18 protein-coding genes are annotated in these 15489 nt (G+C 64.2%); 8 read left to right on the forward strand and 10 right to left on the reverse strand.

The features are described 5' to 3' along the window. Positions 1–69: 69 nt before the first annotated feature. Positions 70–408 (forward strand): antibiotic biosynthesis monooxygenase family protein, encoded by a 339-nt coding sequence (locus B5525_RS18115; protein ID WP_079567235.1) that lies wholly within the window; start codon positions 70–72, stop codon positions 406–408. 199 nt (positions 409–607) lie between these two features. Here the strand turns inward: B5525_RS18115 and B5525_RS18120 are convergent, their stop codons facing one another. From B5525_RS18120 to B5525_RS18130, 3 genes are all read right to left on the reverse strand, one after another. Continuing rightward, a complete protein-coding gene (locus tag B5525_RS18120) occupies positions 608–1549 on the reverse strand; it encodes an aldo/keto reductase (protein ID WP_079567236.1) in 942 nt (313 codons plus the stop codon). 99 nt (positions 1550–1648) lie between these two features. Next, positions 1649–2479 carry a lysophospholipid acyltransferase family protein gene (locus B5525_RS18125; RefSeq protein WP_079567237.1) on the reverse strand — a complete coding sequence of 277 codons (831 nt, stop codon included), beginning with the start codon at positions 2477–2479 and terminating at the stop codon, positions 1649–1651. 284 nt (positions 2480–2763) lie between these two features. Beyond that, entirely contained in the window at positions 2764–3243 is a 480-nt protein-coding gene (locus B5525_RS18130) for a GNAT family N-acetyltransferase (RefSeq protein WP_079567238.1), read from the reverse strand. 238 nt (positions 3244–3481) lie between these two features. On the opposite strand from B5525_RS18130, the gene B5525_RS18135 reads away from it, so the two are divergent. Continuing rightward, the gene (locus B5525_RS18135) at positions 3482–4546 is read left to right on the forward strand and encodes an SDR family oxidoreductase (protein WP_079567239.1); all 1065 of its coding nucleotides are present in this window, start codon (positions 3482–3484) and stop codon (positions 4544–4546) included. A 54-nt stretch (positions 4547–4600) separates the two neighbouring features. Here B5525_RS18135 and B5525_RS18140 read toward each other — a convergent pair whose 3' ends face one another. From B5525_RS18140 to B5525_RS18155, 5 genes are all read right to left on the reverse strand, one after another. Then, on the reverse strand, positions 4601–5413 hold the full coding sequence (locus tag B5525_RS18140; RefSeq protein ID WP_079567240.1) for a PAS-domain containing protein: 813 nt from the start codon (positions 5411–5413) through the stop codon (positions 4601–4603). Positions 5414–5578: 165 nt separating this feature from the next. After that, positions 5579–5761 (reverse strand): hypothetical protein, encoded by a 183-nt coding sequence (locus tag B5525_RS18145; protein WP_079567241.1) that lies wholly within the window; start codon positions 5759–5761, stop codon positions 5579–5581. 72 nt (positions 5762–5833) lie between these two features. Next, a complete protein-coding gene (locus B5525_RS45395) occupies positions 5834–6010 on the reverse strand; it encodes a hypothetical protein (RefSeq protein ID WP_172899913.1) in 177 nt (58 codons plus the stop codon). 160 nt (positions 6011–6170) lie between these two features. Then, the gene (locus B5525_RS18150; protein ID WP_079567242.1) at positions 6171–6824 is read right to left on the reverse strand and encodes a glutathione S-transferase family protein; all 654 of its coding nucleotides are present in this window, start codon (positions 6822–6824) and stop codon (positions 6171–6173) included. Between the two features lie 231 nt (positions 6825–7055). Then, positions 7056–8276: a glycosyltransferase family 87 protein gene (locus tag B5525_RS18155; protein WP_079567243.1), complete on the reverse strand. Its 1221-nt coding sequence runs from the start codon at positions 8274–8276 to the stop codon at positions 7056–7058. Between the two features lie 191 nt (positions 8277–8467). Between B5525_RS18155 and B5525_RS18160 the strand changes: the two genes are divergently transcribed. From B5525_RS18160 to B5525_RS18175, 4 genes are all read left to right on the forward strand, one after another. Beyond that, positions 8468–9670, forward strand: a complete 1203-nt coding sequence (locus B5525_RS18160; protein ID WP_079573501.1) for a pyridoxal phosphate-dependent aminotransferase — start codon at positions 8468–8470, stop codon at positions 9668–9670. Positions 9671–9820: 150 nt separating this feature from the next. Next, the gene (locus B5525_RS18165) at positions 9821–10342 is read left to right on the forward strand and encodes a DUF992 domain-containing protein (RefSeq protein ID WP_079567244.1); all 522 of its coding nucleotides are present in this window, start codon (positions 9821–9823) and stop codon (positions 10340–10342) included. 175 nt (positions 10343–10517) lie between these two features. Further along, the gene (locus B5525_RS18170) at positions 10518–11003 is read left to right on the forward strand and encodes a DUF992 domain-containing protein (RefSeq protein ID WP_079567245.1); all 486 of its coding nucleotides are present in this window, start codon (positions 10518–10520) and stop codon (positions 11001–11003) included. A gap of 193 nt (positions 11004–11196) precedes the next feature. After that, complete coding sequence (locus B5525_RS18175; protein ID WP_079567246.1) at positions 11197–13245, forward strand: elongation factor G; 2049 nt, start codon at positions 11197–11199, stop codon at positions 13243–13245. Here the strand turns inward: B5525_RS18175 and B5525_RS18180 are convergent, their stop codons facing one another. Together B5525_RS18180 and B5525_RS18185 are read right to left on the reverse strand one after the other, a co-directional pair. After that, on the reverse strand, positions 13246–13509 hold the full coding sequence (locus B5525_RS18180) for a BrnA antitoxin family protein (RefSeq protein WP_244567937.1): 264 nt from the start codon (positions 13507–13509) through the stop codon (positions 13246–13248). It abuts the gene before it with no gap. Next, positions 13496–13762, reverse strand: a complete 267-nt coding sequence (locus B5525_RS18185; RefSeq protein WP_338075287.1) for a BrnT family toxin — start codon at positions 13760–13762, stop codon at positions 13496–13498. Before B5525_RS18185 ends, B5525_RS18180 begins: the two co-directional genes overlap by 14 nt. A gap of 157 nt (positions 13763–13919) precedes the next feature. Between B5525_RS18185 and B5525_RS18190 the strand changes: the two genes are divergently transcribed. Then, the gene (locus tag B5525_RS18190) at positions 13920–14555 is read left to right on the forward strand and encodes a YoaK family protein (protein ID WP_079567248.1); all 636 of its coding nucleotides are present in this window, start codon (positions 13920–13922) and stop codon (positions 14553–14555) included. 89 nt (positions 14556–14644) lie between these two features. Next, a complete protein-coding gene (locus B5525_RS18195) occupies positions 14645–15481 on the forward strand; it encodes a shikimate dehydrogenase (protein ID WP_172899914.1) in 837 nt (278 codons plus the stop codon). Positions 15482–15489: the final 8 nt, after the last annotated feature.

Raw genomic sequence — 15489 nt, forward strand, 5'->3', positions numbered from 1 at the left:
GGCCGTTCGGCATCGAACAAAACCATGTCGGTGTTGACCGGTCCCGCCCGGGAATAAGGAGATCAAGCCATGTTCATCGCCATGAATCGTTTTCGCGTCGCCAAGGGCTCCGAAGCCGCGTTCGAGCAGGTCTGGGCCTCGCGCGACAGCCATCTCGACAAGGTGCCGGGCTTCGTGGAGTTTCATTTGCTGAGGGGGCCCGAAGCCGAGGACCACACGCTCTATGCGTCGCACACGATCTGGGAAAATCGCGCCGTGTTCGAAGCGTGGACCAGGTCAGATGCGTTCCGCGCGGCGCATCAGAAGGCCGGCGACAACAAGCCGCTCTATCTCGACCACCCGCAATTCGAGGGATTCGAGGTTTGCCAGACAGTGGCGCGGCCGAAGGCCAGCTCGGCGGCGGGTTAGAACCATCCCGTCGTCCCGGCCAAGCCAACGGGTCCGGCCTTCGGCCGGCCCGATGACAGGCTCCGCGCGAACCGGGACCCACAACCACGAATGCTCGCTATTGAACGGGCTGGAGCAACAGCTCATCCGATCTCTAATTTCGGTGGTTATGGGTCCCTGCTTTCGCAGGGACGACAACGTCCATGTTGTGCGATCTATTTCACCCCTTCGTGATCTTGTCGATCTCCGAAAGCTCCTCCGCGCTCAGCGTCCAGCCGATCGCCTTCACGTTCTGCTCGATCTGCTCGACGCGGGTAGCGCCGGCGATCACGCTTGCGACCTGCGGCCGGGCCGCCAGCCATGAGAAGGCGAGTTCGAGCATGGTGTGGCCACGCTTCTCGGCAAAAGCCTGCAGCTTCTCGACGATGTCCTCGTTGCGCGGCGTGACATAACGATCGCGGATCGCGGGCATCTTGGCAAAGCGCGTGTCCGCCGGTACCGCGGCGCCGCGCTTGTACTTGCCGGTGAGGAGTCCGCTGGCGAGCGGAAAGAACGGCAGCAGGCCGAGATTGTATTCTTCCGCCGCCGGCAGCAGATCCTTTTCGATGTCGCGCACCACGAGGCTATATTCATCCTGGCAGGAGACGAACCGGCTGACGTTCATCTGCCGCGCGGTGAATTCGGCCTCGGCGATGCGCCAGGCCGGGAAATTCGAATTGCCGATGTAGCGCACCTTGCCCTGCCGGATCAGGTCGTCCAGGGCGCGCAGCGTCTCCTCGATCGGCGTCAGGGAATCGTAATCGTGCTGCTGGTAGAGATCGATGTAATCGGTCTTCAGCCGCTTCAGGCTGGCCTCGACCGCGGACATGATGTAGCGCCGCGACGCGCCCTGCTTGGTGCCGTCCGTGCTCATCGGCTTGGAATACTTCGTCGCCAGCACGATGTCCTTGCGGCGGTCGCCGAGCACCTCGCCGAGCACGGTCTCCGAACCGCCCATGCCCGCATAGATGTCGGCGGTGTCGAACAGCGTGATGCCGAGATCGATCGCCTTGTGGATCACCTTGCGCGAGGTTTCCAGATCAGTGCGCTGGCCGAAATTGTTGCAGCCGAGGCCGACGGCGGAAACACGCAGGCCGGAGCCGCCGAGGTTACGAATTTGCATAGGATCGATCCTGTGGGGAATGACGTGCGAGACAGCCATGCATTGTGGCGCGCAGGCCGCGAGGCCGCAAGGCGCCGCGCGCCATGGCGCCCATGCAGATCAGGCCGGTTCCGGTAGCGGTTGTTCGGAGGCGGCCGGCATCGCCGGCGGCGCGGCGCGCAGGGCCGCCGCGGTCATGCGCCGGACCGATTTTTCGGCCTCGCGCGCAATCGCCTTGCGGTCGGCGCGCCGATCGTACGCGACCGCCTCGCCCCAGCTCACGGTGACATCGACCGCACCCGAGGCCAGCACGCGCATCAGATGCGGCATCAGGTCGGCGTCGCCGTACCACGCCACGCGCTCGCGCAAGGCCCGGCCCATCGGCACGCCGCCGAACCCGATATAGGCCAGCGACATCGGCTGCACGGTGATGCTGGTATGCTGGGTGGTGTTGCCGAGCGCATGATGAACCGCGCCGACCAGCGCGGAGCGGAACGGCAGCACGCGGTTGCCGTCGCTCGATGTGCCTTCGGCGAACAGCACCACCGCATCGCCGCCGAGCAGCCGGCCGGCGATCTCGCTGGTGGCGGCGCCGGTCTGATGCCGCGCCTGCCGGTTGATGAAGACGGTCCGCTGCAGTTTCGCGAGCCAGCCGAGCAGCGGCCAGCCTGCCACTTCGCTCTTGGCGACGAACACCACCGGCGATAGCGCCGATACGACGGAGATGTCGAGCCAGGAGACATGATTGGACAGGATCAGCGCGGGACTTGCGGTCGATCGTACTCCGACCTCGCGAATCCGCACGCCGATCAGCGCGCAGAGAATGCGGTGGTAGAGATGCGGAATGCTCCGCTGCAGCCGCAGGTCGAAGGCGAGCCCGATCAGCTGGAACGGCAGCAGCAGCAAAGTCAGTGCGAAAAAAGCGAGAGCGATGAGCGCGACACGGATCATGAAGGCGGCTTGCCCTGGAGCGCGGGATGCGGGCGCTGGATTGGCGGCGCACAACGCAACGCGACCGAACGGAGGACCAAAAACAGATCCCCAAAAAAAGTGCGGCCCCGGTCAGACGCGGCGACTGACGGGGACCGCTGGGGCGCGTGATCTGTGACGGGGGGCCTGATCAGACGCGAGGTGAAAACTAGTCCCGGTATGTTACGCGCCAATGACAGCCGGACTTATCCACAGGCCCGGATAGGCGCGGAAGATTTGGCCGGAAGCCGCGACACGCAAGCCCGTCAGAACAGCTTGCGGTACACGACGAATCCGGAATGCTCCGCCACCTTGTCGTAAAGCTGCATCGCGGTGAGGTCGGTCTGGTGGGTCTGCCAGTACACGCGTGGTGATCCGGCAAGCCTTGCGCGTTCATAGACGCCATGGATCAGGGCTCCGCCCAGGCCCTTTCCGCGGGCGGATTCGGCGGTGAACAAATCCTGCAGATAGCAGACGGGCTCGATAGCCGTGGTGCTGCGGTGAAACAGGTAGTTTGTCAGGCCGAGCAATTGTCCGCCGCTTTCCGCGACAAGACCATGGACCGGTTCATGGGCGTCGAAGAAGCGCGCCCACGTCATTCCTGTCGTCTCGGGAGCAAGCGCGGTGGCACCGGCCCGCCCGTAAAACGCATTGTATCCGTCCCACAACGGGAGCCATTGGTCGTAGTCCTGCCGGGTCACCGGGCGGACAAACACCTCGCCGGGAATTTGGGATTTTGCATTCATGGGGGAGCAATCCGAAGGGCACGCGCGAGTAGCGATGATCTCGCTCCCTTACTAGGGACACCGCCGCGATGGATCAATCCCGTTCGCAGCGGGAGCGCGGCACCGTGCCGTCGGCGAGCCTGATCTTTATCGGCGTTGAATCACCCGCGCGTGACCCGCGTTTCAACTCGGCGTGATCAGTTTGCTGGCAATCCATTTCCGGCCACCTATCTGCAGCAGGCAACACGAAGGACAGGACATGACGGACTCCGCGCTTGTGGTGGGTGCCAGCGGTATCGTCGGCAACAATCTCGCCAGACATCTGCGGACACGCGGCTGGCAGGTGCACGGACTGGCGCGACGGCCGCCGCCAGCCGTGGAGGGTGTGACGCCGCTGGCGGCGGACCTGCTGGACCCGGCATCGCTCCGCGCCGCCTTGCAGGGCTTGCATCCGACCGACGTCTTTCTCAGCGCTTGGCTGCGACACGATACCGAGGCGGAAAACATCAGGGTCAACCGTGCCATGGTTCGTAATGTGCTCGACGCATTGTCGCCGGCCGGTTCGGTAAAGCACGTGGCGCTGGTGACCGGATTGAAGCACTACCTCGGTCCGTTCGAGGCCTATGGCAAGGGCAGTCTGCCAGCAACGCCGTTTCGCGAAGACCAGCCGAGGCTCGATCTGGAAAACTTCTACTATGCGCAGGAAGACGAAGTGTTTGCCGCGGCCGCGCGCGACGGCTTCGGCTGGAGCGTACACCGCCCGCACACCATCATCGGCTACGCGATCGGCAACGCGATGAATATGGGCGTGACACTCGCCGTCTACGCGACGATCTGCCGCCAGACCGGCCGTCCCTTCTTGTTTCCGGGCTCGGCGGCGCAATGGAACGGCCTCACGGACATGACGGACGCGAGGCTGCTTGCCCGCCATCTGGAATGGGCCGCCACGACAGCGGCGGCGCGCGATCAGGCATTCAACGTCGTCAACGGCGACGTATTCCGCTGGAGCTGGATGTGGACGCGGCTGGCCGGCTGGTTCGGTTTGGACCCCGCGCCGTATCCGGGCGAGGCAACGCCGCTCGAACGTCAACTGACGGACGCGGCTTCGATCTGGACCGAGATCGCCCGGCGGCATGATTTGCGGGTCACCGACCTCTCGCGCGTCACCTCGGCCTGGCACACCGATGCCGATTTGGGTCGCCCGATCGAGGTGGTCACCGACATGAGCAAGAGCCGCAAGCTCGGATTTCGCGAATATCAGGCAACCGACGACAGTTTCTTCGACCTGTTCACCCTGTTGCGTGACGAGCGCATCATTCCGTAACCCGAGCGTGTCGTTTGCGCCAGCCGGTTGCGCGGCTGGTTCGCGTTCTTCCCGTCACTCCGCGGCACGCTGGTGCCGACCATCATCGTGATTTCGGCCGCGCAGCGAGCGGTAATATTCGGCCTTGGCGGGATCGTCGGTGTGGCGGACGAGGTCGGTGATCGGCGTGTAGCTCAGCATGCGTCCGCCGTCCGGCAATGCCGTGCAGCAGAAGCGCAGCACCTTGCCGTCGGCGAGCTTGATATTGATCGGCGTGGAATCGCCGGACCGGATCATCTCCGTGCGTCTTGCAATGAAGGCGCTCAACTCTTCCTCCGGCATTTCGAAGGCGCCGGTGTCGCGGCCGTGATACATGAGCGCGATGAAGGGCGGCTTGCTGTCGGCCTTGTCATCGGGCAACGAAAAATAGTCGCGGAAGGCGCGGTTGATGAATTCCGCGCGGGTGTCGGAATCGAGCAGCACGATGCCGATGTCGAACTGGTCGAGCGCCGCCGACAGCCGCGTGGCCGTGGCATAATGCGTGCGCTCCCAGCCGAACGCATCCAGCATCCTTTGCCGCAGCAGGCCGGTGATGGCGGCGGTGCCGCCCGCCGTGATCGACAGCGTCGCCAGTTGAAGCAGATCGGCCGTGTCGTAGCCGGATGCGGTGTGGCGGTTGAGGAAGAACAGCGCGGAAAAGGCGACCGCGATCGCGGCGCTGATCAGGCTCGAGGCGAGGCCCGAAAGCGAGCCCGCGAAGGCGACGATGCAAACGAACAGCGGCGCAGGATTGGGAACGGCTGCGAACTGGCGATCGACAAGGATCGCGATCAGCGCCGTCGCCGTCGTCAGAGCCGGACCAGAGATTGCGCGCCAGTCGAATCGCATGCCTTGTTCTCGTTCCGCCACGAGAGTAAGGCGCACAGCTTGCCTGATAGTTGCATTTGCGGGGGGCTTTCTCGCGCCATCATTAAGGAAGGGTTGACCCGAAGGCCGCGGTTTTCCGCTTTTACTGGATCAAATGATAGCGAAGGCGAGCCGAGGGGGCCGCGCTCAATTCCGGCGGGAAGGCAGGCCGCTTCCTCCGGGCTGCGGCAGCACGGCGCGACCGGACTTGTGATCTGCGAGCGGCCACAGAGCATCCTCGCCGCGCGTGCCGCTGACGAACAACAGCGATGCCGCCAGCAGGATCGCGGTTGCCAGCATCAGGGTAACGAGTACGACCGGTGTCTTCATCCTTGCCCGCTCGCGATGCCGAGCATCGCGCGTTGTCGCGCAAAACTGCGAATGGCCTGGAAAAAATCTCGACTATGCGGGAAGCGGCATGGCCACCGAGACCTTGATCGACAGCACCGTGAGGGTGACGATCAGGCATAGCGACAACGAGCCGATGGCGAGCGTGGCTGCGACGGCATCCATCAGTCGGGTCGATGCAACTGGCGCGGAGCGGCCATTAAAGCCTGCAGCGCCGGGCGACCGTTTCATGGCCTTTAAGATCCTTCAAACGCGGGCCGAATCACCCGCAATCCCCAATGGATCGCTGGAATCGCTGGCTATTTTGCGGCGGACAGCGCCGGAAGATGGCTAAAAGACGGCAGCGGAAGCGGTTATGCCCGCTACTCCCGCTGTTATCCCCGCTATTTCCTCAGGCCTCGGCGGCGATGCCGGCCTGGTCATCGACTTCGGCGCCCGGGCGCCAGTCCATGCTGACAAAGCCCGGGGTCTGCTCGACCCGGCGCAACCAGGTGCGGATCGCCGGAAAGGCTCCGAGGTCGTAGTCGCAGCGGTCGGCGACATGGGTGTAGCCGTAGACAGCGATATCGGCGACCGTGAGCTGACCGGCGGCGAAATACTCATGGGTCTTGAGGTGATTTTCCATTACCTGCAGCGCGGCATAACCGCGCTCCATCCAGTCTTCCAGCGCATGCGTCTGCAGGTCGCGGCCGCCCTTGACCAGCGCCAGCCAGAAATAGGCGGCGCCGATATTCGGCTCCAGCGCGTGCTGTTCGAAGAACATCCACTGCAGCGCCTCGGCGCGTTCGATCCGCGATTCCGGCGCCAGCGGCGTACCGCCGCAGACATACCAGAGGATGGCATTGGATTCGGCGAGGTAGCGTCCCTCCGCGACTTCCAGCAGCGGCACCTGTCCGCTCGGATTCTTGGCAAGGAAATCCGGCGTGCGGCTCTCGCCGCGCAGGATGTCGATCTCGATGGCGCGATAGGGCGCGTTCAACAGCGCCAGAGCAAGGCGGACCTTGTAGCTGTTGCCGGAGCGCTGCATCGAATAGAGTTTGTACATTCGGTTTCGTTTGATTGGTATGAAGACGGACTTTGATTGACGAACGAGCTTGGATTGACGAACGAGCTTGGCCCCGCGGGCGCGGAGCGATTGCTTTGTCACCCCTCAACGCGGCTAAACAATGATGCCGATGTTGTTGCGTCGCAAGGGCTGCAAGATGGAAAAGCTCGAAAACCTCTACCGCACTGCAACCGCGGAGAACACTTTTCCAACACGCCGGAACAACTCAGATCACGCCTGCGCGAGTCCGTGCGCAGCCGAGCGCGCAGGATCCAGTACCGCCCGCCGCAAGGTGAAAACGTAAAGTGTTAGCAGCACCAGCAGACCGAGGGGTATGCCGGTGAGCCCAGCGACGCTGCGCGACAATAGCGGCACGATCCATGCGGCGGCCAACAGGCTGATCTCGAACGGGCTGAAGCCGCGGCTCAAGCCGTGGCGGGCGAAGAAGGCGATGGCAACCGCGAGCACGACAAGGTCGTAATCGAGCACATAGGGCGTCGCGAGCAGGCTGGCGGTGGCGAGCGCCGAGGCCTTGAGCTCGAAGGCGGCATCGCTGTGCCACAGCCACGCCAGCGTTGCGGCGAGCGTGAGCGCCAGCGCGCTCTGTGCCGCATACGCGCCATGGACGCTCGCGCCCCACATCCGCACCGCGGAGAAGATCGACTGGATTTTTTCCCAACCGGTGCCGCCCTGTTCGAGCACTACGGTCTGGGTGAAGGTCATGGAATCCGCGAAGGCGTGCCAGACGCCGCCGCCGAGGGTGACAAAACTGACCGCGAGCAGGGCGGCAAGGGTGGCCACGGCAGCAGCGATCGTGCTCCATCGTCCGCCGGCCAACAATGCTACCGGAATCAGGACGCCGAATTGCGGCTTGTAGGCGAGGCACCCGATCAGCACGCCGGCGAGCCACGGCCGGCGATCGAGCAGCTGCAGCGCGCCGCCGAGCAGCGCTGCGGTGAGAAATCCGTTCTGGCCGTGACCGATATTGACGAATACGCCGGGGAAGGCGGCCGCGGTCAACAGCGTCTCCGGCCGGGGCAGGATCGCGCGCGTCGCCGCGAGGTAGGCGGCAAAGCTCGCTACGACCCAGATCGCCAGGCCCCACGCATAGGGAAACGCGGCCACGACGAAGGCGACGGCGAAGAAGAACGGCGGATAATGCCAGCCGAAGAACGGTACCTCGCGGCCGAATACCGCGTTCTCCTCGGCATGCTGAAGCGCCGGGACATAGGCGTCGGCGGGGCGCCCCTGCCAGATCAGCGTTCCCGCGGCGTAGACGTTGGAAAAATCGGTCCCGATCGGCTTGCCGTTGCGGTCGATCAGCCCGTCCGACGAGGCGATCCATCCGGCCGCCGCAATGACGCAGAAAACGAGCAGGATCAGGCTGTAACCGCGGATCCGCGCGGCGGTCAGCCACCGACCGGATTGCACCCCTTGCCAGAAATAAGTCATTTCGCCGCGGAATTTTATGAATGTTGCGCCACTCTAGCGGGGCGCCCTTTAAGGTTTCCTAAAGTTCGGCCGTATTGGGCCAAGCTTCTTGCGATGCAGCGTGACCCGCTTTAGGGTGCCACGATCCCAGAAAATAGAGTCGTGGATCGTGAGCCGCACATGGTGTGTTGCCGATATCCAAGGAGATGATGATGCCGTTTCTGTCCGCTGCGCTTGACCGTGTGAAGCCGTCCGCGACCATCGCGGTCACGGATAAAGCACGCGCGCTCAAAGCGGCCGGCCGCAACGTCATCGGCCTCGGCGCCGGCGAACCCGATTTTGACACCCCCGCCAACATCAAGCTGGCGGCGATCCGTGCCATCGAGGCCGGCAAGACCAAATATACCGACGTCGGCGGCATTCCGGAGCTGAAGCAGGCGATTGCCGCCAAGTTCGAGCGCGAGAACGGTCTCTCCTACAAGCCGAACCAGATCATCGTCGGGACCGGCGGCAAGCAGGTGCTCTACAACGCGCTGATGGCCACCATCAATCCGGGCGACGAGGTCATCATTCCGGCGCCCTATTGGGTGAGCTATCCGGAAATGGTGGCGCTCGCCGGCGGCGAGCCGGTGCCGGTGATCTGCACCGCGGAGCATGGTTTCAAGCTGCAGCCGGATGCGCTGGAGAAGGCGATCACGCCGAAGACGAAATGGATCATCCTGTGCTCGCCGTCGAACCCGACCGGCGCCGCCTATACGCGCGCCGAGCTGAAGGCGATCACCGACGTGCTGGTCAGGCATCCGCAGGTCTGGGTGATGACCGACGACATGTACGAGCATCTGGTCTATGACGAGTTCGTGTTCACGACGCCGGCGCAGATCGAGCCGAAATTGTACGACCGCACGCTGACCGTGAACGGCGTGTCGAAGGCCTATTGCATGACCGGCTGGCGCATCGGCTATGCCGGCGGACCTGCCGAACTGATCAAGGGGATGCAGACGATCCAGTCGCAGTCGACCTCGAACCCCTGTTCGATCTCGCAATGGGCCTCCGTCGAGGCCCTCAACGGCCCGCAGGATTTCATCCCGGTCAACAACAAGGCGTTCAAGGAGCGCCGCGACCTCGTGGTGTCGATGCTCAACCAGGCCAAGGGCATCGATTGCCCGCGGCCGCAGGGCGCCTTCTATGTCTACCCGTCCTGCGCCGGAACCATCGGCAAGACCGCGCCGTCGGGCAAGGTGATCGCCAACGACGAGGATTTTGTCACTGAGTTGCTGGAGACCGAAGGTGTCGCGGTGGTGCAGGGCTCGGCGTTCGGGCTCGGCCCGGCGTTCCGGATTTCCTATGCGACGAAAAACTCCGATCTTGAGGACGCCTGCAAGCGCATCCAGCGATTTTGCGGCAATTTGAGATAGTCAAATCACTACTCCAACAGTAGCCGCCGAACTCTTGATATTTTGGCGGCAACTTTTCGAAAGCGCCTTGTTTTGGACACGGCGCTTCCATTCTGTCCCCGCGCCAAGACAATGCGTCACAAGTCAATTCGTCACTCGGGGAACCAACTCATGCGACTCTCGACACTCACCCTTGCCGCTACCTCTCTCGTTGCGTCGATCGCCAGCGCCAACGCGATGCCACCCGTCCGCGCCGGTGTCCTGCAATGCGAGGGCGGCCAGAATGTCGGCTTCGTCGTCGGTTCGGCCACCAGCCTGCAATGCGTGTTCCAGAGCGATGGCCGTCGGCCGGAGCCCTACACCGCGACCCTGCGCCGCCTTGGGCTGGATCTCGGGATCACCGACCAGACCAAACTGACCTGGGCAGTGAACGCGCCGACCACGCGGGTCGGCTACGGCGATCTCGCCGGCAGTTACGGCGGCGTCGGTGCCAACGCCTCGGTCGGGATCGGCGGCGGCGGCAACTTCCTGGTCGGCGGTTCGGCGAATGCCTACGCGCTGCAGCCGATCAGCCTGCAAGGCCAGACCGGGCTGAACGTGGCGGCCGGCGTGGCCTCGATCGAACTAGAGCCGGTGGCGTTCGGCCATGGCGGCTATCGCCATCATCATCATCACCATCGCCATCACGGCTGAGACATCGCGATGCTGACGAAGAGGCCCGCGGAAGCGGGCCTTTTTTGTTGTGGGTTCGTCATTGCCGCAAATATGGCATGGTCGCCGATGTTGTGTCATAGAAAAGCCAGCGCCCGGGGTATGGCGCTGCCCTGACTCCTTGCTCGCATCACACCTTTTCAGCCGGAGATTCCTTATGCGCCGTTCCCTTACCCTTGCCGGATTAACCGTCGCCACGCTGGTCGCATCGATCGCCGGCGCCTCGGCGCAGCAGCCGATGGCGCGCGTCCAAGTCGGCGTGCTTGAATGCCGCGGCGGTGCGAGCGTCGGCTTCATCGTCGGCTCCGTGACCAACCTCGGTTGCGTGCTACGCATCGATGGCTTGCCCGAAGACCGCTATATCGCGACCATCCGCAAGGTCGGCGTCGACCTCGGCATCACCCAGGAATCGGCGCTCGCCTGGGGCGTCTACGCGCCGGTGGCGCGGCTCGGACCGGGCGATCTCGCGGGCACCTATGCGGGCGCGCAGGGCAGCGCGTCGGTCGGCGTCGGGGTCGGCGGCAATGTGCTGATCGGCGGTTCGGACAATTCGATCGCGCTGCAGCCGCTCAGCGTGCAGGGCCAGGTCGGGCTGAATGTCGCGGCGGGGCTTGAGAGCCTGGAACTTCGGCCGGGTCGGTAATTCTTTTAGATCCCTCGCCGCGGGCTTGCCGGGCGAGGGATTTCTTTCCGCGAACGCCAATCAGTGGCGGGAAACTCCCGCGTCGCGCAATGCACTGCAGCGACGTTTTTCCGTCTTGCCAAATCGGCGGCGGAGGGCGAGCATCTTGTCCGCCGACCCAATCAAGGGCCGAGCTCCCAACAAGGAGGCGGCGATGGGACAAGACGTCAGAAGTCCCCGCGGCCCACGGTGCATTGCGCTGGTGGGCCCTTTCCAAAGCGGTAAAACCACACTGTTGGAAGCGATTTTGGCGCGCACGGGTGCGATCCCGCGCACCGGCAGCGTCGACGCCGGTACTTCCGTAGGCGATTCCAGCGCCGAAGCTCGCCGCCACAAGATGGGCGTTGGTCTGACCGCTGCCACAACGAGTTTCATGGGCGAAAGCTACACTTTTATCGATTGTCCCGGTTCGGTCGAGTTCGCGCACGACATGCGCGCCGCATTGCCGGCGGTCGATGCCGCGGTCGTGGTCTGCGAAGCCGACGAGAAAAAGCTGCCGCAGCTTCAGCTGATCCTGCGCGAACTCGAGGATCTCGGCATTCCGCGCTTTTTGTTTCTCAACAAGATCGATCGCGCCAACAAGCGCATTCGCGAGACGCTCGCGACCTTGCAGCCGGCGTCGCGGATTCCGCTGGTGCTGCGCCAGATCCCGATCTGGAACGGCGACTTGATCGCGGGCTTCGTCGATCTGGCGCTGGAGCGCGCCTTCGTCTACCGCGAACACAAGGCCTCCGAAGTCGTGGCGCTGGAGGGCGGCGATCTCGATCGCGAGAAGGAAGCCCGTTTCTCGATGCTGGAGAAGCTCGCTGATCATGACGACGCGCTGATGGAGCAGTTGCTGGAGGATATTCAGCCGCCGCGCGACGCGGTGTTCGACGATCTCGCCCGCGAATTGCGCGAAGGGCAGATCTGCCCCGTTTTGCTCGGCTCGGCCGTGCGCGAGAACGGCGTGCTGCGCCTGATGAAGGCGCTGCGCCATGAAGCGCCCGGCGTGGCCGACACCGCGCGGCGTCTCGGCGTGCCCCAGACCAGGGACGCGACGGGCTACGTGTTCAAGACCGCGCATCTGCAGCATGGCGGCAAGCTGTCGCTGACGCGCCTGTTCGCGGGCCATCTCGATGACGGCGCGACGCTGCATGCGTCCTCCGGCGAGAGCGGGCGGGTGTCGGGCATCTCGAACGTCAACTGCGCCAATGACAGCAAGCGTGCCGCCGCGGAAGCCGGCGACACCATAGCGCTCGGCAAGCTCGACACCGTCAAGACCGGCGACACGCTGTCGAGCGGCAAGACCGCGCCGAAGGCGCTTGTCACAATCGAGCCCCTGCCGCCGGTCTTGTCGATGGCGATCGCGGCGGGCGACCGCAAGGACGACGTCAAGCTCGGGCAGGCGTTGTTGCGGCTGAACGAGGAAGATCCCTCGCTGACCATGATCCAGAATCCGAGGACCCATGACATCGTGCTGTGGGGACAGGGCGAAATGCATCTGCGGGTCGCGCTGGAGCGCCTCAGCGAACGCTTCGGCGTCAACGTCAAATCGCATCCGCCGGCGATCGGATATCAGGAGACCATCCGCAAATCGGTCACCCAGCGCGGCCGCCACAAGAAGCAGTCGGGCGGCCACGGCCAGTTCGGCGACGTGGTGCTGGAGATCATGCCGCTGCCGCGCGGCGGCGGATTCGAGTTTCACGAGAAGGTCGTCGGCGGCGCGGTGCCGCGCAATTACATCGGCGCGGTGGAAGAAGGCGTGGTCGACGGCTTGCTGCGCGGGCCGCTCGGCTTCCCCGTCATCGACGTGCAGGTGACGCTGACGGACGGTTCCTATCACAGCGTGGATTCCTCGGATCTCGCCTTCCGCACCGCGGCGCGGATCGGCATCTCCGAGGCGCTGCCGCAGTGTCAGCCGGTGCTGCTGGAACCGATCCATGTGGTGGAGATCGTTTGTCCGACCGAAGCGACCGCGAAGATCAACGCCATCCTGTCGGGACGGCGCGGCCAGATCCTCGGCTTCGACACCCGCGAGGGCTGGCCGGGATGGGACCGTGTCCGTGCCATGATGCCGGAAGCCGAGATCGGCGAATTGATCGTGGAATTGCGCTCGGCCACCGCCGGCGCCGGCAGTTTCACGCGGGCGTTCGACCGCATGGCCGAGGTCACCGGCCGCGCCGCCGACCAGATCATCGCCGCGCATCGCGTCGCGGCGTGATCAGCCCGTCAGCTTTCGCGCGGCCTTCCGCAGGTCGGCGTTGATGCGTGTTTGCCATCCGCTGCCGGTCTTGCGATAGGCCGCGAGAACGTCGTGGTCGAGACGAAGCTTCACCGCCTCTTTTGGATTTTCCAGCGGCGGCCGGCCACGTTTGATGATTTTGTCGCCATGGCGAATTTCCGCGCGATCGAGCATCTCCTTCGTCAGTTCAGGAGCCTCGTCATATTCGGCCTTCGTGATGCGATGGGCATCAACTTTGGCCAAATCGCTTTTGATAGATCGCTTTCTCGCGGTCATTGCACATTCTCATCGAGATGACATGCCGAGCATCGCTGCGCGGCGTCCAAACAACCATCACCATTCGATCAGCAAGAAATCCAATCGTCTGGAAGCGAGTCTCGCCATAGTCCCGCCGCGTGTCTTGCACGGTGATCGTCGAGCCGGCAAAGACGATCGCCGCATCAGCAAAATTCAAACCTGCTCTCGCTGAGAGCAGCTTGGCGCTTTGCCGGATCAAACGTGATCTTCACGAGATTAATTGTACCCCCATTTAATAGCTCGCGTCAAGCCTCCCGTTGGAATGGACTGGTTAAAGGCATTTTCGGTGCCGCTTCCCAAACGAGCCGCTTTCATGAACACTGGTGTCTCGCACTGCGGGGCTGGTTTCCAGAGCAATGCTTGATACACGCCGCAATATTTCGTTAGCCTGCGCGCTGAGCGCGCTGGCCGGCTATGTCGACGGCATCGGCTATTTGTATCTCGGTGGCCTGTTCGTCTCCTTCATGAGCGGCAACTCGACGCGGATGGGCGTGAACCTCGCGCAGGGCCAATGGATGAATGCGGCGGAGGCGTTCGGCGTGATCGCGCTGTTCGTGATCGGCGCTGCCGTCGGCAGCCTGATGGTGCTCGGCCGGGGCGTGCACCGGCAGCCATGGGTGTTGCTGGTGGAAGCGCTGCTGCTCGTCGCTGCCGGGTTGGCGGACGTCTTCGGCATGCCGAATACGGCCATCGCCGCGATCGTGCTGGCGATGGGATTGGAGAACGCGGTGTTCCAGATCGAGGGCGGCGGCGGCCTCGGCGTTACCTACGTCACCGGCGCGCTGGTCAAGGTCGGCCAGCTCGTGGCTGCGGCACTGACCAGCGGGGCGCGCTGGGGCTGGGTGTCCAACCTCTTGCTGTGGGCGGCGCTGGTGGCGGGCTCGGTGTGCGGCGCGCTGGCTTATTACTGGATCAATCTCGCCGCGATCTGGTTTGCCGCGGGCGGCGCACTGGCCCTGAGCGCCATCGTTGCGGTTACGGTGCACCGATAGCATTGACAGCGGGCGCGGCTTGCCCGATTTGAGCACAGCGACAACATCCGCATACGCGGTGCATTGCAACAGGACCGGCAATGACAGCCATGGCAAAACCCCGCGCCGCATGCCTGATCGGATGGCCGGCGGCGCATTCGCGCTCGCCGCTGATCCATCATTACTGGCTGCAGACGCTTGGCCTTCCGGGCGGCTACAACATCGAGGCGATCCCGCCCGAAGGCCTTGCCGAATTCGTGCTGCATCTGAAGGCGCATGGTTTCGTCGGCGCCAACGTCACGATCCCGCATAAGGAGCGCGCGCTGGCCCTGACGACGCCGGACGAGAGGGCCCGCGCGGTCGGCGCCGCCAACACGCTGTGGTATGAGGGCGACGAACTGCGCTCAACCAACACCGACATCGAGGGATTCATCCATAATCTCGACGCCTGCGCGCCCGGATGGGACGGAGCCACCGGCGATGCGCTGGTGCTGGGCGCCGGCGGGGCGGCGCGCGCCGTGGTGTTCGGACTGATCGAGCGCGGCATCAAGCGCGTCTATCTGGCCAACCGGACTGTCGAGCGGGCCCGTGCGCTGGCCGATCAGTTCGGCGTCCAGGTTCATCCGGTATCGTGGGACGCCATCGGCGAATGGCTGCCGCGGGTCGACTTTTTGGTGAACACGACGTCGCTTGGCATGCACGGCCAACCCGCGCTCGAGATCGATGTCGGCCGGCTGCCGCCGCATTCGGTCGTCGCCGATCTCGTCTACGTGCCGCTGCAGACGCCGTTGCTGGCGGCGGCGCGGGCGCGCGGATTGCGGATCGCCGATGGCCTCGGCATGCTGCTGCACCAGGCGGTGCGCGGGTTCGAGCTCTGGTTCGGACAGCGGCCGCAGGTCACGCCGGAGCTTCGCGCGCTGATCGAGGCCGATCTCACAAAACTTTGAGCCGGAAT

Origin of the sequence: Bradyrhizobium erythrophlei (assembly GCF_900129505.1) — a bacterium.
GTDB classification, from domain to species: Bacteria; Pseudomonadota; Alphaproteobacteria; order Rhizobiales; family Xanthobacteraceae; genus Bradyrhizobium; species Bradyrhizobium erythrophlei_D.